Annotated in this window: 24 protein-coding genes; 4 read left to right on the forward strand and 20 right to left on the reverse strand. The window is 56.6% G+C overall.

Annotation, left to right across the window (positions count from 1 at the left end):
- Positions 1 to 106 precede the first annotated feature (106 nt).
- Complete coding sequence (locus AOC04_RS01690; protein WP_060690870.1) at positions 107 to 871, forward strand: MipA/OmpV family protein; 765 nt, start codon at positions 107 to 109, stop codon at positions 869 to 871.
- A gap of 65 nt (positions 872 to 936) precedes the next feature.
- On the opposite strand, the gene AOC04_RS01695 is transcribed toward AOC04_RS01690, so the two are convergent.
- The 14 genes from AOC04_RS01695 to AOC04_RS01760 form a co-directional block, all read right to left on the reverse strand.
- Complete coding sequence (locus AOC04_RS01695) at positions 937 to 1,356, reverse strand: EamA family transporter (RefSeq protein WP_082363640.1); 420 nt, start codon at positions 1,354 to 1,356, stop codon at positions 937 to 939.
- Between the two features lie 10 nt (positions 1,357 to 1,366).
- Positions 1,367 to 1,741: a DMT family transporter gene (locus AOC04_RS01700; protein WP_060690871.1), complete on the reverse strand. Its 375-nt coding sequence runs from the start codon at positions 1,739 to 1,741 to the stop codon at positions 1,367 to 1,369.
- Positions 1,738 to 2,658 carry an arginase family protein gene (locus AOC04_RS01705; RefSeq protein ID WP_060690872.1) on the reverse strand — a complete coding sequence of 307 codons (921 nt, stop codon included), beginning with the start codon at positions 2,656 to 2,658 and terminating at the stop codon, positions 1,738 to 1,740. The genes AOC04_RS01700 and AOC04_RS01705 overlap by 4 nt, the downstream gene beginning before the upstream one ends.
- A 149-nt stretch (positions 2,659 to 2,807) precedes the next feature.
- Entirely contained in the window at positions 2,808 to 3,134 is a 327-nt protein-coding gene (locus AOC04_RS01710; protein ID WP_171970561.1) for a GlpM family protein, read from the reverse strand.
- 8 nt (positions 3,135 to 3,142) lie between these two features.
- Complete coding sequence (gene aauR, locus AOC04_RS01715) at positions 3,143 to 4,420, reverse strand: two-component response regulator AauR (protein ID WP_237178920.1); 1,278 nt, start codon at positions 4,418 to 4,420, stop codon at positions 3,143 to 3,145.
- A 44-nt stretch (positions 4,421 to 4,464) separates the two neighbouring features.
- On the reverse strand, positions 4,465 to 6,369 hold the full coding sequence (gene aauS, locus AOC04_RS01720) for a two-component sensor histidine kinase AauS (RefSeq protein WP_060690875.1): 1,905 nt from the start codon (positions 6,367 to 6,369) through the stop codon (positions 4,465 to 4,467).
- A 156-nt stretch (positions 6,370 to 6,525) separates the two neighbouring features.
- The gene (locus AOC04_RS01725; protein ID WP_060690876.1) at positions 6,526 to 7,260 is read right to left on the reverse strand and encodes an amino acid ABC transporter ATP-binding protein; all 735 of its coding nucleotides are present in this window, start codon (positions 7,258 to 7,260) and stop codon (positions 6,526 to 6,528) included.
- Positions 7,257 to 7,931 carry an amino acid ABC transporter permease gene (locus AOC04_RS01730; RefSeq protein WP_060690877.1) on the reverse strand — a complete coding sequence of 225 codons (675 nt, stop codon included), beginning with the start codon at positions 7,929 to 7,931 and terminating at the stop codon, positions 7,257 to 7,259. Before AOC04_RS01730 ends, AOC04_RS01725 begins: the two co-directional genes overlap by 4 nt.
- Positions 7,931 to 8,677, reverse strand: a complete 747-nt coding sequence (locus tag AOC04_RS01735; protein WP_060690878.1) for an amino acid ABC transporter permease — start codon at positions 8,675 to 8,677, stop codon at positions 7,931 to 7,933. The genes AOC04_RS01730 and AOC04_RS01735 overlap by 1 nt, the downstream gene beginning before the upstream one ends.
- Before the next feature lie 203 nt (positions 8,678 to 8,880).
- Positions 8,881 to 9,801 carry a glutamate/aspartate ABC transporter substrate-binding protein gene (locus tag AOC04_RS01740; protein ID WP_060690879.1) on the reverse strand — a complete coding sequence of 307 codons (921 nt, stop codon included), beginning with the start codon at positions 9,799 to 9,801 and terminating at the stop codon, positions 8,881 to 8,883.
- A gap of 362 nt (positions 9,802 to 10,163) precedes the next feature.
- On the reverse strand, positions 10,164 to 11,702 hold the full coding sequence (gene glpD, locus AOC04_RS01745; RefSeq protein WP_060690880.1) for a glycerol-3-phosphate dehydrogenase: 1,539 nt from the start codon (positions 11,700 to 11,702) through the stop codon (positions 10,164 to 10,166).
- 259 nt (positions 11,703 to 11,961) lie between these two features.
- Entirely contained in the window at positions 11,962 to 12,717 is a 756-nt protein-coding gene (locus AOC04_RS01750) for a DeoR family transcriptional regulator (RefSeq protein ID WP_060690881.1), read from the reverse strand.
- A 138-nt stretch (positions 12,718 to 12,855) separates the two neighbouring features.
- The gene (gene glpK, locus AOC04_RS01755) at positions 12,856 to 14,361 is read right to left on the reverse strand and encodes a glycerol kinase GlpK (RefSeq protein ID WP_060690882.1); all 1,506 of its coding nucleotides are present in this window, start codon (positions 14,359 to 14,361) and stop codon (positions 12,856 to 12,858) included.
- Between the two features lie 87 nt (positions 14,362 to 14,448).
- On the reverse strand, positions 14,449 to 15,300 hold the full coding sequence (locus AOC04_RS01760; protein ID WP_060690883.1) for an MIP/aquaporin family protein: 852 nt from the start codon (positions 15,298 to 15,300) through the stop codon (positions 14,449 to 14,451).
- 380 nt (positions 15,301 to 15,680) lie between these two features.
- On the opposite strand from AOC04_RS01760, the gene ybaK reads away from it, so the two are divergent.
- Complete coding sequence (gene ybaK, locus AOC04_RS01765; protein ID WP_060690884.1) at positions 15,681 to 16,151, forward strand: Cys-tRNA(Pro) deacylase; 471 nt, start codon at positions 15,681 to 15,683, stop codon at positions 16,149 to 16,151.
- An 83-nt stretch (positions 16,152 to 16,234) separates the two neighbouring features.
- Here ybaK and AOC04_RS01770 read toward each other — a convergent pair whose 3' ends face one another.
- Together AOC04_RS01770 and argF are read right to left on the reverse strand one after the other, a co-directional pair.
- The gene (locus AOC04_RS01770; RefSeq protein WP_060690885.1) at positions 16,235 to 17,344 is read right to left on the reverse strand and encodes an ABC transporter ATP-binding protein; all 1,110 of its coding nucleotides are present in this window, start codon (positions 17,342 to 17,344) and stop codon (positions 16,235 to 16,237) included.
- Positions 17,341 to 18,261 (reverse strand): ornithine carbamoyltransferase, encoded by a 921-nt coding sequence (argF, locus tag AOC04_RS01775; RefSeq protein WP_060690886.1) that lies wholly within the window; start codon positions 18,259 to 18,261, stop codon positions 17,341 to 17,343. The genes AOC04_RS01770 and argF overlap by 4 nt, the downstream gene beginning before the upstream one ends.
- 409 nt (positions 18,262 to 18,670) lie before the next feature.
- Here argF and grxD point away from each other — a divergent pair, with 409 nt between their 5' ends.
- On the forward strand, positions 18,671 to 19,012 hold the full coding sequence (grxD, locus tag AOC04_RS01780) for a Grx4 family monothiol glutaredoxin (protein ID WP_060690887.1): 342 nt from the start codon (positions 18,671 to 18,673) through the stop codon (positions 19,010 to 19,012).
- A 102-nt stretch (positions 19,013 to 19,114) separates the two neighbouring features.
- Here the strand turns inward: grxD and bfr are convergent, their stop codons facing one another.
- Together bfr and AOC04_RS23240 are read right to left on the reverse strand one after the other, a co-directional pair.
- A complete protein-coding gene (gene bfr / locus AOC04_RS01785; protein WP_048378033.1) occupies positions 19,115 to 19,585 on the reverse strand; it encodes a bacterioferritin in 471 nt (156 codons plus the stop codon).
- A 198-nt stretch (positions 19,586 to 19,783) separates the two neighbouring features.
- A complete protein-coding gene (locus tag AOC04_RS23240) occupies positions 19,784 to 20,002 on the reverse strand; it encodes a bacterioferritin-associated ferredoxin (protein ID WP_073508905.1) in 219 nt (72 codons plus the stop codon).
- A 278-nt stretch (positions 20,003 to 20,280) separates the two neighbouring features.
- Here AOC04_RS23240 and AOC04_RS01790 point away from each other — a divergent pair, with 278 nt between their 5' ends.
- The gene (locus AOC04_RS01790) at positions 20,281 to 20,883 is read left to right on the forward strand and encodes a peroxiredoxin (RefSeq protein WP_060690888.1); all 603 of its coding nucleotides are present in this window, start codon (positions 20,281 to 20,283) and stop codon (positions 20,881 to 20,883) included.
- Between the two features lie 76 nt (positions 20,884 to 20,959).
- Here AOC04_RS01790 and rnt read toward each other — a convergent pair whose 3' ends face one another.
- Together rnt and pyrC are read right to left on the reverse strand one after the other, a co-directional pair.
- Positions 20,960 to 21,634, reverse strand: a complete 675-nt coding sequence (gene rnt / locus AOC04_RS01795) for a ribonuclease T (RefSeq protein WP_003443180.1) — start codon at positions 21,632 to 21,634, stop codon at positions 20,960 to 20,962.
- Complete coding sequence (gene pyrC / locus AOC04_RS01800; RefSeq protein ID WP_060690889.1) at positions 21,631 to 22,677, reverse strand: dihydroorotase; 1,047 nt, start codon at positions 22,675 to 22,677, stop codon at positions 21,631 to 21,633. Before pyrC ends, rnt begins: the two co-directional genes overlap by 4 nt.
- Positions 22,678 to 22,797 lie beyond the last annotated feature (120 nt).

Consider the following 22,797-nt stretch of genomic DNA (forward strand, 5'->3'; position numbering starts at 1 on the left):
GCAGCAAGCTACAATTTTTGTAGCTTGCTACAAACAACATCAGTGCTTGCGTCGAGTGTTCAAAAAATGGATTTATGCGCGCATGAATTTTTATGGAAGTTTCGTAATGAAAACCTCAGCGCCTGTTTTTATGTTTCTCACATTGTTGAGTGTTGGTGCTGGGGCACATGCTGCGGATGGTCCCAGTGGAGAAGTCGGGGTCGGGATTGGCTATCAGCCGTCCGATCCAAGTGGCAGTCGCTATCAGACGGTGCCGTTGCCGTATTTTGATGTGGACTGGGGCGATGTCAGCCTTGATACCGACGATGGCCTTACCTGGAGCGCCTTAAAGACGGATGGCTGGAGTGCGGGGCCCTTTATCAATTACTTGTCGGGGCGTAACGCCAACGGTTCGCTGCGAGGATTGCGCGATGTATCGGATATGGCCCTGCTGGGCGGCTTTGTGCAATACAGCCCTGCCGAGTTCTGGCGTGTGTATGCGCAACTGGGCCAGGCCGTAGGCGGTAGCGGCGGGCAGGGCGGGTTACTGGGCCAAGTGGGCGGTGAGCTGGGTTATCCCCTGGGACTAGGGATTATTGGCAGCAGCCAGTTGGCGGCGCACTTTGCAGATGGTCGGCAAATGTCCACTTTCTTTGGCGTCAGCGCCAGTGAAGCCCAGGCTTCAGGGATCTCTGCCTATCACGCCAGCGGTGGCTTCCAGAATGTGACGCTGACCCAGAACGTTGAATTCCCGCTGGCGCAGCATTGGTCGCTGGTGGCCAGCGTCAGCTGGGTTCGCCTGGTGGGTTCGGCGGCCGACAGCAGCATCGTCAGAGAGCAAGGCGATGTGAATCAGGGCTCGGTGCAGACCGCGGTCAGTTATAAATTCTAAAGCACAGGCACCCTTGTTTTTGAGGGGGCCGGCATGCCGGCTCCCTCAGGTGTGCGGTCGATCTCTCAGTGCTCCGGCTCGCCGTCAGCCAGCAAGGCAATTCCGCCAATGATCACCGCCACGCCCACCCAGTGCAGTGTGCTGATGTGCTCGCCCAGGCCCAGCCATGACCCCAGCAACACGCCTACGAATACCAGCGAACTCAGTGGAAATGCCAGCGACAGACTGCTGCGGCGCAATATCAGCATCCATACGAAAAATGCCCCGATATAGCAGGCAATGGCTGCCCATACCCCGGGGTTCAGCATGACGTCTTGCAGCCATTGCAGGGTGAAATCCATATTGCCCAACTGATCGCCACCGACTTTGGTCGCAATCTGCCCAGCGCTTTCGAGGATGATCAGCAGAGCCCACAGTACAACGGTGCCCAGACGGCCATGCAGCCATCCATTATGTGGCTGATTCATCGGTTCAGTGTTTTGCATGATTTATCTCCTAAGCTCCGGCGATGCAGACCAGCAACACGCCGAGGGTAATCACCAGAGTGCCCATCCAGCGGCGACGGCTGACGTGCTCGCCAAGAAACACCTTGCCGGCGTAGACCACTCCGCAATACGCCAGCGCCGCGGCCGGAAATAACAAACTCAGCGGTGCCCGCGACAACGCTTCGAGCCAGATGAAAAACTCGATCACGTAGGCGCCGATGCCCGCCCACAGCATGGGCGCCTGGAAGACTTGGCCCCAGAAGGCATTCAGGCGAAAGCCGCCTTCGAGTTCGGGTAACCGGTCGAGGCCGATTTTGAAACACAGTTGGCCGATCACATCGAGCACGATAGAAAACGCCACTAGCGCAATAACAATCAAAGTCACGGGAACAGTTCCTCAAACAGTGAAATAAGGGCTTTGTTGGTGGTGGAGTTGCGCAGCAAGTCGGCTTCACTCCAGCGCTCTGGTGCAGGCTGATCGGACCTGGCCTCCCAGCGTTTGAGCAGGTTGCGGTGGGGCGCCCTGGCGAACTCGCCGCATACATCGATTCCCAGTACCCGCTTGCTGGCAGCCAGAGCACGGATGGCATGCAGCAAGTGGGTAAGGCGCATGCCGCCCTGATCCCAATTGGTGGCAGCGTCTTCGCTGGCCAGCACGTCTTTGTCGATGGTGATCCACACGGCGGGGGTTGGCAGGCTCTGGATCAGGTCGTCGATAAAGGTTGGCCAGTCCAGATCGGCCAGGTTGCGCCAGTGCAGATGATTTTCGTGTTGCTCATGGCCCGCGCCATCGCCGATTCGGCCCCAGACTTTGGTGGGCGCGTGTTGCCAGGGGAACAATTGCAGAGCCCCGCTGCGCAAGGCCCCCAGGTTGGCGCCCTTGAACTGCGGACTTTGCAGGTCATCGCTGCAGGGGCCAAGGGTGACGATACGCTGGATGTTTGGCAGCTTCAGGGCCCGGTTGATCCATGAACCGCAATGCCGGCGGGGGGCAAAGCGTACCCAGTCAGGGTGATTGTCGAAGTGGATCAGCGTGACCGGCTCTGCAAGGTCTGCCAGCAAAGCCGGTGTCAGATGGTGGTAATCACCGGAGCCGACAAAGAATATCTCCGGCTTGTGTGCCGGTCGTTCGGGGCGGTTTTGCAAGGCTTTGATGAAGCGTTGATAGTTGCGTTCGCTGGACCATAGCCGCAATTTCGGGCCCAGCTCCAGTAAATCAAGGCAAGTGGCACGACCATCGGCCAACCGCAGCGCAATAGGCGCTTGAGCAGTCAGGCTGTGGTCAAGATCTAGAATATTCAACGTGTTATCTACCCCCGTGTATTCGCCGCCAGGTCAGGCCGGGCGGGCTTTAGGGGGTAAATGCAAGGGACGGGCCAGAATATTTGCGGGAGCGGGTTTCTGCGGGAGCGAGCTTGTTCGGCTTTGCTATCGCGAACACCCACTCCTGGTCAGTGCAACCGTACCCAGACACTGACCAGTATGGTCGCGGCAATCAGCCAGGCTACGGCGGCGAGTGCCAGTGACGCTTCAAGGCGCATGCGGTCCACCAGTACGTAGAGCGCCGCGAGGTAGACGAAGTAGGGAATGATCGACCACATGCCGAAGACAATGGTGGTTTTCAGGTCGTCCAGTGATCGCCCTTTGCCGACGATGTAATGGGCAATCAGGGCGAAGGTCGGGAACAGCGGGACCAGACCTGCGATGTAGTAGTTTCTGGTTTTTGCCAGCATCGCCAGGATGATGACCACGGCGGCGCCCAGTGCAGCTTTTAGAATCAGATCCATCAGTGAGCCAGCCCGTATTTTTTTACTTTGTCGAATAGCGTGGTTTTAGCCATGCCCAATTCCTGGCTGGCCTGGGTCAGGTTACCGCCGCTGCGTTGTAGCGCATCATTGAGCAGGTTGCGTTCGAAGGCTTCCACCGCTTCTGAAAAACCCAACCCTTGGGCTGCGTTGCTGCCCGATTTTTTGAAGGCCGGCAGGCCCAGGGCAAAGCGCTCTGCCACGTTGCGCAGTTCGCGCACGTTGCCCGGCCAGTCATGGCTCATCAGGTTGGACAGGGTCTGGTTGTCCAGTTCGGGGGCCTCCCGGTCGAAGCGCAGGGACGATTGCTGCAGGAAGTATTCGAACAGTTGCAGGATGTCTTCGCGGCGTTCGCGCAGAGGCGGTAGCTCGAGCGTCACTACATTCAAGCGGTAATAGAGGTCGCTGCGAAACTGGCTGGCTTTACTCAGTTGATCCAGGTCGGACTTGGTGGCGGCGATCACCCGGCAGTCGACATCGATGCTTTGGTTGGAGCCCAGGCGCTCCAGCGAGCGCTCCTGCAATACCCGCAGCAGTTTGATTTGCAGGTTGAGCGGCATGCTTTCAACTTCGTCGAGAAACAGGGTGCCGCCGTCGGCATGTTCGATCTTGCCGATCCGCCGTTTCCCGGCCCCGGTGAAGGCATTGGCTTCGTGGCCGAATATCTCGCTTTCAAACAGGTTTTCCGGCAGCCCGCCGCAGTTAAGCGCAACAAATTGCCGGGGCTGGCGGCGGCTGAAGTCATGCAGACAGCGGGCGACCAGCTCCTTGCCAGTACCGGTTTCGCCTTCAATCAGCACGTTGGCAGAGGTGTCGGCGACGTTGGCGATCAATTCGCGTAATTGCTGCATGGCAGGCGAGCGGCCGATGATCCGGCCTTCAAGGGAGTCACGCTCGGCCAGTTGCCGGCGCAGTGACCACACTTCCCGGGCCAGGCCGCGTTGCTCCAGTGCCCGGCGGGCGATATCGACCAGCCGTTCCGGAGAAAACGGTTTTTCCATAAAGTCATAGGCTCCATCGCGCATGGCTCCCACGGCCATCGAAATATCGCCGTGCCCGGTAATCAGGACCACCGGCAGACTGCGATCACGCGCCTTGAGCCGTTTAAGCAGCTCCAGGCCATCAATTCCCGGCAGTCGGATGTCACTGATGACAATGCCGGGGAAATTGTCCCCGACCATTGTCAGTGCCTGTTCGGCACTGCTCACGCCTTCGCTGCGAATATCTTCCAGTGCCAGCGCCTGCTGGCATCCGAGCAGGACATGGGGGTCGTCTTCGACAATCAGGACGGTCAGCTCGTTATTCATATCGGCTCGGCCTTAGCGGGTTGCAACAGCGGTAATAAGAGGACAAACGCGGCACCACCGGTGGCCGGGAACTCGACGCTGAGGTTACCTCCGGCGGCGGCGGCCAGACTGGCCGACAGGGTCAAGCCCAGGCCCAGACCCTGCTCGCCTGGTTTGGTGGTGAAGAAAGGTTCAAACAGATGTTTTCGGCTTTCGGGGTCAATGCCGGGACCGTTATCGCGAACACGCAGGCGATATTTACCGTCGCCGGATTCGCCTTCCAGCCACAGCCGGGGGGGATCTGCCTGGTCTTGCATGGCGTCCAGCGCGTTGCCGATCAGGTTGACGAGAATTTGCTCCAGCCGGGTCTGATCGATCTTGAGCTGGACATCACTGAAGTCGCGATGCAGTTCGACAGCGGACGCTTCAAGGCGAACGGCCAGCAGTTGCAAGGTCGCGTCGACCGCCTTTTCCAGGCTGGCCTGGCCCTGGTCATCGCCGCGCCGGGCAAAAGAGCGCAGGTTGGCTGTGATGCGGCCCATGCGGTCGACCAGATTGTTGATGGTGTTGAGATTGTCCGCCGCTACCTTCAGGTCGCCGCGCTGGAGAAACCGTATGGTGTTGCCCGACAGCGTGCGCAAGGCGGCCAATGGCTGATTCAGTTCATGGGCAATGCTGGTAGACATTTGCCCGATGGCGGCCAGCTTGCCGGCCTGGACCAGTTCGTCCTGTGCGTGGCGCAGTGTGTCTTCGGCCTGGCGGCGTTCACGAATCTGGCCTTTGAGCCGTTCGTTGCTGGCGCGCAGGTGGGCGGTGCGCTCAGTGATTTTGCGTTCCAGCTGATTGTTGGCCTCTTGCAGGGCTTCGCGGGCTGCAAGCCTGGTGGCAATCACTTTGCGCCGCTCATTCCAGGCAATCAGCAAGAAGGCCAGCAGGGCAAAGGCGACGGCGACCAGCATGCCCTGATTGGCGGCTGCACGACGCAAATCCTGCAACGGGGTCAGCAGGGTTATTTCCCAGGGTGTGTCGTTCAATTTTCGGGTCTGGGCCAGATAACTGACTTCTTTATCATCTGTGACCAGTTCGCTATTGGCGGCAAAGGTGACGGTTTCTACGCCTTCGGCCAGTTGCTCGCGCTCAAGTGGCTGAAGTTCGTTAAGCGGCCACCAGTAATACTGCAGGCTGCGCGCCAGCCGCTCTTTGGTGTCGGCAGTCAGGGGGCGGACCGATTTCAGGCGACGGGTCGGGTCACTCGACAGAATGATGATGCCGTTTTCATCACTGACATAAGCTTCGAGGCGGGCGCGTTGCCAGCGTTCTTCAAGAGCTTCGAGGCGGACTTTGATGACCGCCACGCCAATGATCTTGCCGTGTTCTTCCAGGCCATGTGCCAGGTAGTAGCCCGGCTCGCCGGAGGTACTGCCGATCCCGTAGAAACGTCCCGGCTGACCGCGTACTGCGTCTTGAAAGTAGGCGCGGAAGGACAGGTCTTCACCCAGATAGCTGTCGGTATCGCGCCAGTTGCTGGTGGCCATTACCCGGCCCGTAGTGTCGAGCACATAGATTGCCCGGCTGCGGCTGCGTCGGTTCAGGCCTTCAAGGTATTGATTAACGGTAACCCGGTTCTGCGCGGTCGGATCAGCCAGCAGTTGCGAAACGCTGGACTCCAGCTCCAGCAGGCTGGGCAGGTAGGTGTATTTGCCGAGTTCGCTCTCGACAGTGCGTGCGTGGAGTTCTAGCTGACGCTCGCCGTTCTCGCTGAGGCTGCGGATGCCAAAGTGTTCGCTGATGCGATAGCCGGCATAACCGAGCCCGACGGTTAGCAGCAGGATCAATGGCGGTAGCAGCAAATGACGGAGCAGGCGAGGTTTCACGGCAAGTGATGGCGGGGCACCGCGATAAAGAGTGGGGTCGCATTTCATCACAGATGCCTTGGGTCAACCACTGCGCAAGGGCAGCCGATTAACAGAAATCTCCTTCAGGAGCGGGCTTGCCTCGCGATGATCGCCACACGGTTAACCAATTGACCGCGTCGCATCTTCTCGAGACAAGCCCGCTCCTGCGGGGAATGGTGCTGCTTAGTGCTGCAGGATCTTGGCGAGGAAGTGCTGGGCCCGTTCGGAACGGGCCGATACATCACCGAAGAACTCTTCTTTCTCACAGTCTTCGACGATCTTGCCCTGGTCCATGAAGATCACCCGGTTGGCGACCTTGCGTGCAAAACCCATTTCATGGGTGACGCACATCATGGTCATGCCTTCGTGGGCCAGTTGCACCATCACGTCGAGCACTTCGTTAACCATTTCCGGGTCGAGGGCAGAGGTCGGCTCGTCAAACAGCATCACGATCGGGTCCATGGCCAACGCGCGGGCAATGGCGACACGCTGTTGCTGGCCGCCGGAGAGTTGCCCCGGGTGCTTGTGGGCATGCGCCGACAGGCCAACGCGTTCCAGCAGTTCGAGGCCTTTTTTGGTGGCTTCTTCCTTGCTGCGCCCCAAGACCTTGATCTGCGCGATCGTCAGGTTTTCGGTGATGGTCATGTGCGGGAACAGTTCGAAATGCTGGAACACCATGCCAACCCGCGAGCGCAGTTTTGGCAGGTTGGTCTTCGGATCGGCAATCGAAGTGCCATCGACCACGATGTCGCCTTTCTGGAACGGTTCAAGGGCATTGACGCACTTGATCAGGGTCGATTTACCGGAGCCGGACGGGCCGCAGACTACAACCACTTCGCCCTTTTTGACTTCAGTACTGCAATCGGTCAGTACCTGGAAGTCCCCGTACCACTTGTTAATGTTCTTGATCGAGATCATACGGCAAACCTTTTTTGCAGACGCTTGACCAGCAGCGAGGCGGAAAAGCTGATGATGAAATACACCAGACCGGCGAAGATCAGGAACTCATTGGAGCGGCCGATAATATCGCCATTGGAGCGAGCAGCATTGAGGAAGTCCACAAGGCCAACGGTGTAAACCAGCGAGGTGTCCTGAAACAAAATGATGCTCTGTTGCAGCAGCAGCGGAGTCATTTTGCGAAAGGCCTGAGGCAGGATGATCAGGCGCATGGCCTGGCCGTAACTCATGCCCAGCGCTTTGGCTGCGCCCATCTGACCTTTGGGTATGGCCTGTACACCGGCCCGTACGATTTCGCAGAAGTAAGCGGCTTCGAACATGACGAACGCCACCATGCACGACTCGAACGCACCGATCGGGGTGTCTTTGCCGGTGATCCAGCGCAGTACGAACGGCACTGCCAGGTAGAACCAGGTAATGACCAGCAGCAACGGGATGGAGCGGAAGTAGTTCACATAAGCGCCGGCCAGGTTGGCCAGCCACTTGCTCGACGACAACCGCATCAGTGCCAGTACGGTACCCAGAGCAATACCACCGATAACCCCCAGAACCATGAGCTTCAAGGTCATGATCATGCCGTTCCACAGGCCGGGCAGGGCAGGAACAATCCCGCTGAAATCGAAGAAGTCCATTATTTGCCCCCCAATGACATCAGGCCGGGCACCGCGACTTTCTTCTCGATCAGGCGCATCAGCAGCATCAGGCTCATGTTCAGGGTGAAGTAAATCAGCGTAGCCAGGGTGAACGCCTCAAACAGGTTGGCGGAGAATTCAGCTGTCTGTTTGGTTTGCGCCAGCAGTTCCATCAAGCCGATCAATGAAGCCACTGACGAGTTCTTGAACACGTTGAGGAATTCAGAGGTGAGCGGTGGAATGATGATTCGGTAGGCTTGTGGCAGCAGTACGTTCCAGTAGATCTGCGACAGGCTAAAGCCCATGGCGCGTGCGGCGGCTTCTTGCCCGTGGGGCAGCGCCTGAATACCGGTACGTACTTGCTCGCAAACCCGTGCCGCAGTGAACAGCCCCAGACACACAACAACGCTCAAGTAAGCCGAGGTGGTCGGGTTGAGGTCTTGTTTGTACCACTCCTGCAGATTGGCAGGCAGCAGATCGGGTACCAGGAAGTACCAGATAAACAGCTGCACCAGAAGCGGTACGTTACGGAAAATTTCCACGTAAACCGTGGCGATGCCCGATACCAGACGGTTCGGCATGGTGCGCATCACGCCCAGCAGTGACCCCAGTATCAGGGCAACAATCCAGGCGACAACAGCGATCGCGATGGTCCAGCCCAGGCCGGAGATAAACCAGTCGAGATACGTCTCGCTGCCTATGCCGGTGGACTTGAAAAATACGCTCCAGTCCCAGTTGTAATTCATGCAGGGTCTCCCCTCAGATGGGTCTATAAAAAAGCACTTGCTTCAGGGAATCCGTTCTCACCCGACAGGGTCGCCGGGCACACTCAACCCGCTCGATAACCAGGGGTTCGAGTGCTCTCTAATGCAGTAAGAAGCCAGTACAACAGGTGGTCAGCAAGTCCCGGGCGCGATGACTCACGCCCGGGAGACTCAGCGGTCGGTAATCAGGCCGCCGGTTTTTCTTCAGGTGCCGGTTTGTCGTTCGGGTTGGCGATCAGCTCTTTGAGCTCTTTGCTCATCGGGAAGTCGAGATTCAGGCCTTTAGGCGGGATCGGCGACTGGAACCATTTGGCGTAGGATTTATTGACGTCGCCCGACTTGTAATACCCAACAATGGCGTCATCCACCGCTTTTTTGAAGTCAGGATCGCCTTTGCGCAGCATGCAGCCATAAATTTCGTACGACTGTGGCGTACCGGTCACGGCCCAGTCAGTTGGCTTCTTGGCCTTGGCCATTTCACCGGCCAGCAGGGCGTCGTCCATCATGAAGGCTACAGCGCGGCCCGACTCAAGCATGTTGAAGGCTTCGCCGTGATCTTTTGCCGAGATCACGTTCATGCCCATCTGCTTGTCGGCGTTCATCGCCTTGAGGATGCGCTCGGAAGTAGTGCCTGCGGTGGTGACTACGTTTTTACCTTTCAGGTCAGCGAAGTCCTTGTAAGGCGAGTCCTTTTTGGACAGCAGGCGAGTACCGATTTCGAAGATGCCGACCGAAAAATCCACTTGCTGGGCGCGTTCAGCATTGTTGGTGGTGGAACCACACTCAACGTCAACGGTGCCGTTCTGTACCAGCGGGATACGGGTCTGGGAGGTGACCAGGTTGTACTTGACCTTGAGGTCGGGCATGTCGAGCTGCTTTTTCAGCCCTTCGACAATTGCCAGTTGCACATCGTGGGAGTAGCCAACTGGCTTGCCGGAGCCGTCTGCGATGTAAGAGAACGGGATGGAGGAGTCACGATGCCCGAGGGTGATGGTGCCGGATTCTTTGATTTTCTTCAGTGTGCCGGTCAATTCGGCTGCAAAAACTGGAGTGCTAATCAGAGCTGCAGCAATTGCTGCGCTCAAAAGTTGCGGAACGATGCGCATCGGTGTTTCCTCGACATTGTTTTTTTTATTGAGCCCGTTTACGGACCCTTTTTGTACTAGGAATGGCCCAACAGGCTTTAGCGCTGTTTAAGCATTCGGCCCTGAGTGTAGAGCATGAGTCATGCCAATCGTGCGAGTTATAGTTAACTAGCTGATTTATAAGGGTTTTTAAATATATAAGGGAGAGGCTTTAGGAGAGGATGCCCGGAAAGCCGAATCAATGCGCGTCGGGCTGTTCGGAAAACCGAATGGGGCAGGGTGCCTGCAAGAGCAAACCTGCTCGCGATGAAGGTACCCGGTTGACAGTTGAAACGGTGCACTACGTCCCCCTGCAGGCTTGCTCCTGCAGGGGGCGTCAAGTTTTAAGCGGCTTCTACCTTGCGATGCTTCAAGTCCAGCGTGGCCATGTATTGCACCAGGTGTTCCTGCTCCTGGGCAGTGGTGAACAACCCCAGTTTGGTCCGGCGCCACAGGATGTCTTGCGCATCCAGTGCCCATTCCTGGCTGCACAGGTAATCGACTTCACGGCTGTAGAGACCGCTGCCGATGTGCTCACCCATGTCGTCCAAGCCCTGCATGCCCTCCAGCAGGCTCCATGAGCGGCTGCCATAGGTGATAGCCCAGCGCTTGGCAATGGCAGCATCCAGCCAGCTGTATTTGCTGGTCAGGGCAGCGCTCAGGGCTTGTGGGGTCGTCATGTTCTCTGCGCCCGGCAGTGTTGCCTTGGCGGTCCAGCTTGGCTTGATCTGGCTGAAGAACGGGGCCAGTTGCGCCATGGCCGACTCGGCCAGTTTGCGGTAGGTGGTCAGCTTGCCGCCAAATACAGACAGCAATGGTGCTTCGCCCGGTACGCCGGACAGTGCCAGGGTGTAATCACGAGTGACCGCCGACGGGTTATCCGACTCGTCATTGCACAGCGGGCGAACGCCGGAGTAGGTGCGCAGAATATCGGCCCGGCTTACTTGTTGTTTGAAATGAGCATTGACCACATTGAGCAGATAGTCGGTTTCTTCTTCGGTGATGCTGACTTTGGCCGGGTCGCCGGTGTATTCGCGGTCAGTGGTACCAATGATGGTGAACTGGTCCATGTACGGAATGGTGAAGACGATCCGCTGGTCTTCGTTCTGCAGGATGAATGCATTTGGCGCGTCATACAGTTTCGGAACGATCAGGTGGCTGCCCTGAATCAGGCGAATGCCGTAGGGCGAGTCGAGCTTGAGATCGTCTTTGATGAATTTGGCGACCCAGGGCCCTGCGGCGTTTACCAACGCCTTGGCGCGAATCGAGAACAAGCTGCCGTCGGCTCGCTCCAGATTCAGTTCCCACAAGCCTTTGCTGCGACGAGCACCGACGCAGCGGGTTTGGGTGTGGACATGCGCACCTTTTTCCCGCGCTGCCATGGCGTTCAGTACTACAAGACGAGCGTCATCCACCCAGCAGTCCGAGTATTCAAAGCCCTTGGTGATTTCTGCTTTTAACGGGCTGTCGGCACCGAACTTGAGACTGGTAGAACCGGCGAGCTTTTCACGCTTGCCCAAATGGTCATACAGAAACAGGCCGGCACGAATCATCCAGGCCGGGCGCAGGTGCGGGCGATGAGGCAAGACAAAGCGCATGGGTTTGACAATGTGCGGGGCTTTGGCCAGCAACACTTCGCGTTCGGCCAGTGCTTCGCGCACCAGGCGGAATTCGTAATGCTCCAGATAGCGCAGGCCACCGTGAATCAACTTGCTGCTGGCAGACGAGGTGTGGCTGGCCAGATCGTCTTTTTCGCAAAGGAACACAGACAAGCCGCGACCGGCAGCGTCTGCCGCGATTCCTACGCCGTTGATTCCACCGCCAATCACGGCAACATCATAAACCTCGGAGAGGGGAGTGGCAGGCAAGGTGGTCAGGGACATATGTAGGCCTCGCGTTCTTTACGCTTATTTGAATTCGAACATTAATGTTCATTTTCGAAAATGGTAGCGGATAAACGCGCCCACGGCCAGCCTGCTTCGATTGAAAAAACTCATCGAAGGATGATGAAAAGAAGAATTTCGAACATTTACTGTAGGCGCGAGCTTGCCCCGCGATTCAGGCAACGCAGGGTTTGAACCTGAGCGCGTTGCTGCTATCGCGAGGCAAGCTCGCTTCTGAAGGGAAGATGGAGCGCTGGAGTTACACCACTTCCAGCCGGATCTTGTGCTGGGCGAGCAGTTGCGCCAGCTCCGGTACCGGCGGCTGGTCGGTGACCAGGCAATCAATCAGGCTGATCGGGCCAAGGCGAACCATCGCGTTGCGGCCAAATTTACTGGAGTCAGCGGCGAGGATGGTCTGTCGGGCATTGGCGATAATGGCCTGGGAAACGCGCACTTCCTGGTAGTCGAAATCCAGCAGGCTACCGTCTGAATCGATACCGCTGATACCTACCAGAGCAAAGTCAAACTTGAACTGGTTGATAAAGTCGACGCTGGCCTGGCCCACGATGCCGCCATCACGACGCACGTTGCCGCCGGCTATCAGTACTTCGAAATCATCCTTGGCGCTCAGGATCGAAGCGACATGCAGGTTGTTGGTGATGATTTTCAGGTGGTTGTGGTTGAGCAGCGCCCGGGCTATCGACTCGGTGGTGGTGCCGATATTGATGAAAATCGAGGCGTGATCAGGAATCTGGGCAGCGATGGCTTCGCCAATGCGGCGCTTTTCATCGCGCATCTGGTCGGCGCGCATGGCGTAGGCGGTGTTTTCAACGCTGGAGTCATAGGCTGCGCCACCGTGATAACGACGTAACAGATCGGCTTCTGCCAACTGATTGATGTCGCGACGGATGGTCTGCGGTGTAACGACGAACAACTGAGCCATTTCCTCGATGCTGACGTAGCCGCGCTCGCGAACGAGTTCGAGGATCTGCTGTTGGCGTGGAGGCAGATTCATGGAGTTTCCTTTGGGCGGCGAAGCAAAATTCGCCCATGATGCCGCAGGAAAGCGTCGCCTGCTACTCGCAGGTGCCATGAGACACAGGCGCAAGCAGTGAACATCTGAAGTGTTCGCTGCTTGCGTACTGCAAAGTGCTTAGTTGCTTTCTTCGTGGGGTTCCCAGTCGCGTGTACGGCTCACGGCCTTTTTCCAGCCAGCGTAGAGCTTCTCTTTACAGGCTTCCTCAAGCGTAGGTTCGAACTCGCGTTCAATCACGGCTTTACCTCGCAACTCTTCCAGGCTGCCCCAGAAACCGCAGGCCAGACCCGCCAGATAGGCTGCGCCCAAGGCAGTGGTTTCACGCATTTTCGGACGCTCGACCATGGTGCCGAGAATGTCGGCCTGGAACTGCATCAGGAAGTTGTTGGCTACTGCGCCGCCATCTACGCGCAAGGCTTTGAGACGCTCGCCCGAGTCTTGCTGCATGGCATCCAGCACGTCGCGTGTCTGGTAGGCAATTGATTCGAGCGCTGCACGAATGATGTGATCCACGCGTACTCCGCGGGTCAGACCGAACAATGCGCCGCGTGCATACGGGTCCCAGTAGGGAGCGCCCAGGCCGGTGAAGGCCGGTACCAGGTACACGCCATTGCTGTCTTTGACCTTGTTGGCGAAATACTCGGTGTCATGCGCGTCGTTGATTATTTTCAACTCGTCGCGCAGCCACTGCACGGTGGAGCCACCGTTGAATACTGCGCCTTCCAGCGCGTAAGCCACTTCGCCTCGAGGGCCGCAGGCAATGGTGGTCAGCATGCCGTGTGAAGATTTGACGGCCTTGGAACCGGTGTTCATCAGCAGGAAGCAGCCAGTGCCGTAGGTGTTTTTGGCCTGGCCCGGTTCAACGCACATCTGGCCAAACAGCGCGGCCTGTTGGTCACCGGCAATACCGCCGATGGCGATACCGCTTTTAGTGCGGCCGTAGATTTCCGAAGACGATTTGACTTCAGGCAGCATTTCGCGCGGGACGTCCAGCACCTCCAGCATCTTGGCATCCCACTCCAGCGTGTGGATGTTGAAGAGCATGGTGCGCGAAGCGTTGGTGTAGTCAGTGACGTGGGTTTTGCCGCCGGTAAATTTCCAGATCAGCCAGCTGTCGATGGTGCCGAACAGCAGTTCGCCATTACGTGCACGTTCGCGGCTGCCTTCGACGTTGTCCAGGATCCACTTCAGCTTGGTGCCCGAAAAGTAAGGGTCGGTTACCAGGCCGGTGGTGTCGCTGATGTATTGCTCGTGGCCGTCGCGCTTGAGCTGCTCGCAGATCTCTGTACTGCGTCGGCACTGCCAGACGATCGCGTTGTAGATCGGACGCCCGCTGATTTTGTCCCAGACAACGGTGGTTTCCCGCTGGTTGGTGATGCCGATAGCAGCCACTTGATCATGATGCAGGCCGGCCTGGGCCAGAGCTTCGACCATCACCGCGCTTTGGGTGGCGAAGATTTCCATCGGGTCATGTTCAACCCAGCCTGGTTGCGGATAGTGCTGCTGGAACTCGCGTTGCGCGGTGCAGACCACGTTTGCGTCACGATCGAAGATGATCGCTCGCGAACTGGTGGTGCCTTGGTCCAGCGCAATAATGTAGTTCTTATTCTGAATGTCGGTCATTTGAGTGCCTTGCAGAATTAAGTAATAGGTTCAGGGCTCGAGAAAAGTACGGGCAGTAGTCTCGTGAGCCCCGTTTCAACGGTTCTATCAGGAAGCCTGGGTTTTCACCTCTGGGATGGCTTGGGTCTGCGTTGCCAGAGGTTCGGCAGCAGGCAAATGGCGGGCAATCATTCCGCGATATATGGCTGCGCCGAGGCAGGCACCTACGATCGGTGCAAAAATCGGAATCAGGAAATAAGGGATATCGCGCCCGCCGGTAAGCGAAATCTCACCCCAGCCAGCAAAGAACGTCATCAGCTTGGGCCCGAAATCACGTGCGGGGTTCATTGCAAATCCTGTCAGCGGGCCCATCGAGCTGCCAATTACGGCAATCAGCAAGCCTATCAGCAGCGGCGCCATCGGGCCGCGAGGCAAACCATTCTTGTCATCGGTGAGGGCCATGATCACGCCCATGAGAATAGCGGTAATGACCATTTCGACGAGGAAGGCTTGCAGGGTGGAGAGTGCCGGGTGCGGATAGGTCGAGAAAACCGAGGCCGTGTCCAGGCTGGCCTGGCTGCCGCGAATCAATTGATGGGTTTGTTCGTAATCGAAAAATAAATTGCTGTAGAGCGTGTACACCAATGCAGCTGCGCAGAAGGCACCCGCGACCTGGGCGATGATGTAGAAAGGAAGTTTGCGCTTTTCAAAATCGGTGAACAGGCAGAGTGCAATGCTGACGGCCGGGTTCAGGTGTGCACCCGAAACGCCCGCTGTCAGGTAAATCGCCATGCTCACCCCGATACCCCAGATGATGCTGATTTCCCATAAGCCTAAGCTGGCGCCCCCTACCTTGAGAGCCGCAACACAGCCTGTACCAAAAAATATCAAAAGTGCGGTGCCGAGAAACTCGGCCATGCACTGGCCGGAAAGCGTGGGATGCTGGGTTGCGGTCGTCATTTGAAACCTCGTTTTTTTTGTTTTTTGACGTTGTCGGTCTGGGGGGCTGTTGAAGCTGCACTAAAACCGGAAAGCATTGATCCGGCTTTTCATGGGTTAGTAATGGATTATGTGTAAAAGCCGAGCATATTCATATTCGAAAAAATATAGACAAGAAACACTGCTGTCAAAGGTCGAAAGTGAACGGTGATTCATATTCTGACTTTTTACTGCCGGTTTGGTACTTGTTTTTATGTAAGCAAAGAACACAAATTGGTAGGCAAGAGCGTACCGTTTCAGCTTGAGAGGGGGCCAAGAGGCCCGTTCCAGCGCCTTTTTGTCGCTCGATAGCCTAAAATTCTGACCTGATTCACTTTGTCCGATTCCCGACTGGAGCTCTTATGACGCCTGCATTGGACCTGCTGAAAAAAGTTCGCGCCGAACATCGGGTGCATAGCTATGAACACGACCCCAAGGCTGCTTCCTACGGGTTGGAGGCCGCAGAAAAGCTCGGTCTTGCCCCGGCACAGGTGTTCAAGACATTGTTGGTCAGCAGCGAAAAAGGTGAGTTGTTAGTCGCAGTTGTACCGGTCGTCGGAAGTCTTGATTTAAAAGCGCTGGCGCAGGCGGCCGGCGTCAAGAAAGTCGAAATGGCTGACCCGGTGGCAGCACAGCGTTCGACGGGGTATCTGCTGGGTGGGATTAGCCCGCTGGGCCAGAAAAAGCGTTTGCGTACCTTTATTGATCAAAGTGCACAGGGTTTTGCGACGATATTTGTCAGCGCCGGCCGACGCGGGCTGGAAGTCGAGCTGGCGCCTGCAGTGCTGGCAGAGCATTCGCAGGCGATTTTTGCGCCTGTGGGGCGGGCTTGAGGTGTTACGTCCAAAAAAACCGACCCTGTAGGAGCAAGCTCGCTCCTACAGGGTTTTGCCATCCAGAAATTGGCAGCCGCAGCTCAGTCAGTTGTGCTGAAGCGTCTTACCCCAGAATCAGTGTGTTGAATTTGCGCTGCCGTGCTGCCGCTGGTTTGGAACATCACCAGATGTTCAGCAGCAACGCGAATGCCGACTTCAGTCCCTGGCAAGTGGTCGGCGTGGCTCGGGAAAATCGATTCCAGCTGGCTGCCAGTGGGCAGTTGCAGGCGATACAGGGTCGAAGCACCGAGGAAGGTTTTGCCAATAATTTTCGCTTTCAATTCGCTGTCCGGGGCGTAAACGATATCGTCCGGGCGCAACAATACATCCACAGCACCACCGGTAGGCCAGGTGTAGGCTCGATTGCCGCGCAGTACACCTAACTCGGTTTGAACTGACTCAGGGCTCAATAGCTGGCCGCGAATGAAGTACCCCTGGCCAATAAAACTCGCCACAAACGGCGTCAGAGGCTCGTGGTACAGGTTGTAGGGTGTGTCCCACTGCTCAAGGCGACCTTCCTTGAAAACCCCGACATGGTCGCTGACAGCGAAGGCTTCTTCCTGGTCATGTGTTACCAGAATTGCGCTGGTGCCTCGGGCTTTCAAGATATCGCGCACTTCATGGCTGAGTTTGCGCCGTAGTTCGCCATCCAGGTTGGAGAAAGGCTCGTCCAGCAGCAGCAGTTGCGGTTCGGGTGCCAGTGCACGGGCCAGAGCAACGCGTTGCTGCTGGCCGCCGGAAAGCTCGTGGGGGAAGCGTTTGCCAAGGTTCCTGAGGTTGACCAGTTCAAGCAGCTCTTGGGTTACGCGGTCTTTGTCAGGGTGTTTGCGGATGCCGAACGCGATGTTATCGGCCACGCTCAGGTGCGGAAATAGTGCATAGTCCTGAAACACCATACCGATGCGACGCTTCTCGGGTGCAAGTGTGAACCCTGCACTGGAGATGACTTCGCCGGCCAGCTGGATTTCGCCCTGGTGTACGGGCTCAAAACCGGCAATGGCGCGCAGCGTGGTGGTTTTTCCGCACCCGGAGGAGCCAAGCAAGCAGCCAATATCGCCTGCATTGAGGTGCAGATTGAGGTTTTGCACGACGCTCTGGCCTTGGTATCCACAGGCCAGATCACGCAGGTTTAGCAATAGCGGCTGGCTCATACGGGTTGGTACGCCGATTGAACGAGGAATTCGAGCAATGCTTTCTGCGCGTGCAGGCGGTTCTCGGCCTGGTCCCAAGCGACCGAGCGCTTGTCGTCCAGCAAGTCGAGGCTGATTTCTTCTCCGCGGTGTGCGGGCAGGCAATGCATGAACAGCACGTCTTCGGCGGCCAGGTCGAGCAGGGCACGGTTTACCTGGAATGGCGCAAAGAGTTTTAAGCGCTTGGCGGTTTCTTCTTCCTGGCCCATTGAGGTCCAGACATCAGTGCTCACCAGATGGGCGCCGGTTACGGCTTCACGAGGGTCGCGAACGATGGTTACGCGGTCACCGGCCAGGGCTACGAATTCGGGGTTGGGTTCATACCCTTCAGGGCAGGCAACACGCAGCTGGAAGTCGAACTGGATTGCCGCTTCTATATAGCTGTTGCACATGTTGTTGCCATCGCCGATCCAGGCCACGGTTTTGCCTTTGATCGAGCCGCGATGCTCAAGGTAGGTCTGCATGTCGGCCAGCAGTTGGCACGGGTGCAGATCGTCCGAGAGGCCATTGATGACAGGTACCCGGGAGTTGGCTGCGAACTCGGTCAGGGTGCTGTGGGCGAAGGTGCGAATCATGACCGCGTCGAGCATGCGTGACATGACAATGGCGCAGTCGCCAATCGGCTCGCCACGGCCCAGTTGGGTGTCGCGTGGCGACAGGAAGATGGCCTGGCCGCCGAGCTGAATCATGCCGGCTTCAAAAGACAGTCGGGTGCGGGTCGATGATTTTTCGAAAATCATGCCCAGTACGCGGTTTTTCAGGGGTTCGAAGAGTACGCCGCGCTCGCGCAGGTCCTTGAGCTCGATACCGCGACGAATCACGCTGAGTAGTTCTTCGGGCGTGCAATCCATCAGGGAGAGAAAGTGCCTTGCGCTCATCATTAACTACCTTTTTTGCAACGATCGCAGATGCTCAAAGCCAGGTTTTTCGGAAAAACGGGCGAGACCTGCGGCGTAAGCCGCACGGGGCGACGGAAATAGGGGAAGGCGCGATCTTATAAGGAAATGTCGCGTCTTGCCAATAAGGGGCATATTTTTAGAGGATCGAGCGAGACTTGCGCTGTATGAGCACCAGGCTTGAACCACCATTGAGTGGTTTGCCTCACCTCAGCTGACCATTTGTACACTGCCCTCACGCTGCTTGGCAATTGTGGGCCTTGTAGCCGCTGCTCTATAGGCAGGAATTGAGACCATTGTCTGTCGGGGAGACCGAGCGTCGTGCTCGGCTTTCCGCTACAATGCGCCACCGTGCCGACAACTGAGTCGGAAAGTTCAGCCGAGGTGCTCCATGGATATCATCGAAACTATTAAAGAACAGATTGCCAACAACACCATTCTGCTCTACATGAAAGGCTCCCCGAATGCCCCGCAGTGCGGCTTTTCGGCTAAAGCTGCGCAAGCTGTGATGGCCTGTGGTGAGAAGTTCGCTTACGTGGACATCCTTCAGAATCCTGAAATCCGCGCCAACCTGCCGAAATACGCTAACTGGCCAACCTTTCCCCAGCTGTGGGTAGGTGGTGAGTTGATCGGTGGTAGCGACATCATGACCGAGATGGCAGCAGATGGTTCTTTGCAGTCGACGATCAAAGCGGCTGTAGAAAAAGCTGCCGCGACCAAGACTGAAGCGTAATGACAGTCGCCGTGTTCACTGTTTAATTAAGTGACCACGCATAAAAAGCCCCGCTCCTGATTAAACAGGGCGGGGCTTTTTTATGGCGCTTCAGGGGGTTAGTTACTCACCCATTTGCGACTGCAGGTAATTCTCAATACCGACTTTATCGATCAGGCCTAACTGTGTTTCCAGCCAGTCGATATGTTCTTCTTCAGATTCAAGAATATCTTCCAGAAGTTCACGGCTCCCAAAGTCACCTACAACTTCGCAGTGCGCGATTGCTGCCTTGAGGTCGGCGTGCCCGGTCTTCTCAATGCGCAGGTCGCACTCCAGCATTTCTTTGGTGTGTTCGCCGATGTGCAGCTTGCCCAGGTCCTGCACGTTTGGCAGGCCTTCAAGGAACAGGATGCGCTTGATCAGCTTGTCCGCATGTTTCATCTCGTCGATGGACTCGTGGTACTCGTGTGCCCCCAACTTTTCCAGACCCCAGTCCTGATACATGCGTGCATGCAGGAAGTATTGATTGATAGCGACCAGCTCGTTGCCGAGAATTTTGTTGAGGTGCTGGATGACTGAAATATCGCCTTTCATGGCTAGGGCCTGCCTTAAGTAACCGTATATAAGGCAGAGTTTGATCCGCGTACTTAAGACTGTCAAACCTAAGTGTTTGAATAATAAATGAAAATTAATCGGAATAAGAATGTTTGAGTTCCGCGTCTTGGTGCTAAGCGCTTGAATTTTGGGCATAAAAAAGCCGGACATTTAGTCCGGCTCTTTAAAATTCGGTCATCAGGCGACGGAAAATTCCGCCGGGTAACTCATTACTGCCTGGCTAGCTTGCAGCGAGGAGAGGGTTTCACGAACCACTTGCTTGGCTAAACAAGCACATTTGCCGCATTGGCTTGCGACGCCGGTCGCTTCACGCACTTCACGGTAGCTGCAGCAACCGTCATAGATTGCGTCGCGGATTTTCCCATCGGTAACGCCAGTGCAAAGGCAAACGTACATAAATAAGAACCATCGCTGGTTGGGATTCAATGCGAGGGATCTTAATGTTAACGAGAATGATTGTCAAAGTACCTTGAGTCTCAATCAGGCCTCGATGACACTCCAGTGACGAACGGTATGAGTCGACAGTTTCCCGGTCATTAAAAAGGGTTAAGGCCGGTCCGGACGAGCGGTGTATGATGGCCGGTCTTTTTACGCGGGAGCTGGTCCAAGGCTGATTTTTGCAATAGCAGCCAGACCGGACCCCGTTCTTCACGTTGCACACCAGGAGATATCCAATGAGCGTACTCGTAGGCAAACAAGCCCCTGACTTCACCGTCGCAGCCGTACTCGGCAATGGCGAAATCGTTGACAGCTTCTCGCTGTCCACTGCTATCAAAGGCAAATATGGCCTGGTGTTCTTCTACCCGCTGGACTTCACTTTCGTTTGCCCGTCCGAGCTGATTGCTCTGGACCACCGCATTCCTGAGTTCCAGGCACGTAACGTTGAAGTGGTTGCAGTGTCCATCGACTCTCATTTCACTCACAACGCATGGCGCAACACTCCAGTGAACAATGGCGGCATCGGTCAGGTGAAATACACCATGGCTGCCGACATCAATCACGCAATCTGCAAGGCTTATGACGTTGAAACTGAAGGCGGCGTTGCTCTGCGTGGCGCATTCCTGATCGATGACAAAGGCGTTGTTCGCTCCCAGATCGTGAACGACCTGCCACTGGGTCGTAACATGGACGAACTGCTGCGTCTGGTTGACGCTCTGCAATTCCACGAAGAGCACGGCGAAGTTTGCCCGGCCAACTGGAAGAAAGGCGATAAAGGCATGACGGCTTCGACTGCCGGCGTTGCTGCTTACCTGGCTGAGAACGCTGACCAGCTGTAACGGTTAGTTCAGGCATAAAAAAACCGGACTCAATGTCCGGTTTTTTTATGGCGTGATGCAAGCCTTAACGACAGTATCAGTCGTTGAAGTCTTTCCAGCCGCCCATTTGTTTCCAGCGGTTAACGATGCCGCAAAACAGTTCAGCGGTCTTTTCGGTGTCATAGCGTGCTGAGTGTGCTTCACGGCCGTCAAAATCGATATCGGCTGTTTGACAGGCTTTGGCCAATACAGTCTGGCCGTATGCCAAGCCAGCCAAGGTTGCGGTGTCAAAGCTGGAGAACGGGTGAAACGGGTTACGTTTCATGTCCAGGCGCGCGACAGCTGCGTTAAGGAAGCCCAGGTCGAAGCTGCTGTTGTGACCCACCAGAATGGCGCGTTTGCAGCCATTGGCTTTCAGGGCTTTACGCACGCCACGGAAAATGTCGGTCAGGGCTGTTTCTTCGCTTACAGCCATGCGCAGCGGGTGATCAAGCTTGATCCCGGTAAATTCCAGGGCTGCGGCTTCGATGTTGGCGCCTTCGAACGGCTCGACACGGTGGAAATAGGTGTGCTCCGGGTACACAAAACCTCTTTCATCCATGCCGATGGTGACTGCTGCAATTTCCAGCAAGGCATCAGTGGCGCTGTTGAAGCCGCCAGTCTCAACATCGATTACGACCGGCAGATAGCCGCGAAAACGCTCAGCCATCGGGTGGCGTGAGCCGCCGCCATGACCGCCTTCGTGTTCGTCATCATAATGGTCGTCGCTCACAGCTGTTCCTCCAGCAGGCGCCAGCGCAGTTTTTCACCGGCGCGCAGCGGAATTACGGTCAACTCGCCGAATGGCAGGCTGGTTGGGGCAGTCCACTCCTGGCGAACCAGGGTGATTTTTTCGGTACTGGGGGCCAGGCCGTAAAAGCGCGGGCCATTCAAGCTGGCAAAAGCTTCCAGTTTGTCCAGGGCATTGCGCTGTTCAAATGCTTCGGCATACATCTCGATGGCCGCATAGGCCGTATAGCAACCGGCACATCCACACGCAGCTTCTTTGGCATGCTGGGCATGCGGCGCCGAGTCGGTGCCCAGGAAGAATTTCTGGCTGCCGCTCGTGGCCGCATCCAGCAGGGCTTCCTGATGAGTGTTGCGCTTGAGGATCGGCAGGCAATAGAAGTGCGGGCGAATACCGCCAACCAGCATGTGGTTACGGTTGTACAGCAGGTGGTGAGCCGTAATGGTTGCACCTACGTTTGCCGAAGCCTCATTGACGAACTGCACTGCGTCAGCGGTTGTGATGTGCTCGAACACGACTTTCAAAGTCGGGAAGCGATCAACAACACGGCGCATGTGCTCGTCGATAAAGATTTTTTCGCGGTCAAACACATCCACATTGGCGCGGGTGACTTCGCCGTGTATCAGCAATGGCATGCCGACCTCGGCCATGACTTCAAGGACCGGGAAGATCGCGTCGATGCTGGTTACGCCAGAATCGGAGTTGGTCGTGGCGCCAGCCGGGTACAGCTTGGCGGCGTGCACAAAACCACAGGCCTTGGCAGTGCGAATGTCTTGCGGCTGTGTTCGGTCAGTGAGGTAAAGCACCATCAACGGCTCAAAACGGCTACCAGCCGGGCGAGCAGCCAAGATGCGCTGGCGGTAGGCATCGGCTTCGGCAGCATTACGCACCGGAGGTACCAGGTTTGGCATGATGATGGCGCGGCCAAAAGTGCGCGCAACATCTGCGACAGTGTGGGGTAGCACAGCACCATCGCGAAGATGTATATGCCAGTCGTCGGGACGCAGCAGGGTCAGGCGGTCAGACATTGGGGATTCCAGGCGGGTCAAACTGATGCGAATGCTACCGGAAAAGACTCTCTCAGGCACTCGCTATCAAGTTTTGTGGTGGCTAACCGATATACGTAAGGTCTGCGGTAAACCGACGGA

It is taken from the genome of Pseudomonas versuta, assembly GCF_001294575.1.
Lineage (GTDB): Bacteria > Pseudomonadota > Gammaproteobacteria > Pseudomonadales > Pseudomonadaceae > Aquipseudomonas > Aquipseudomonas versuta.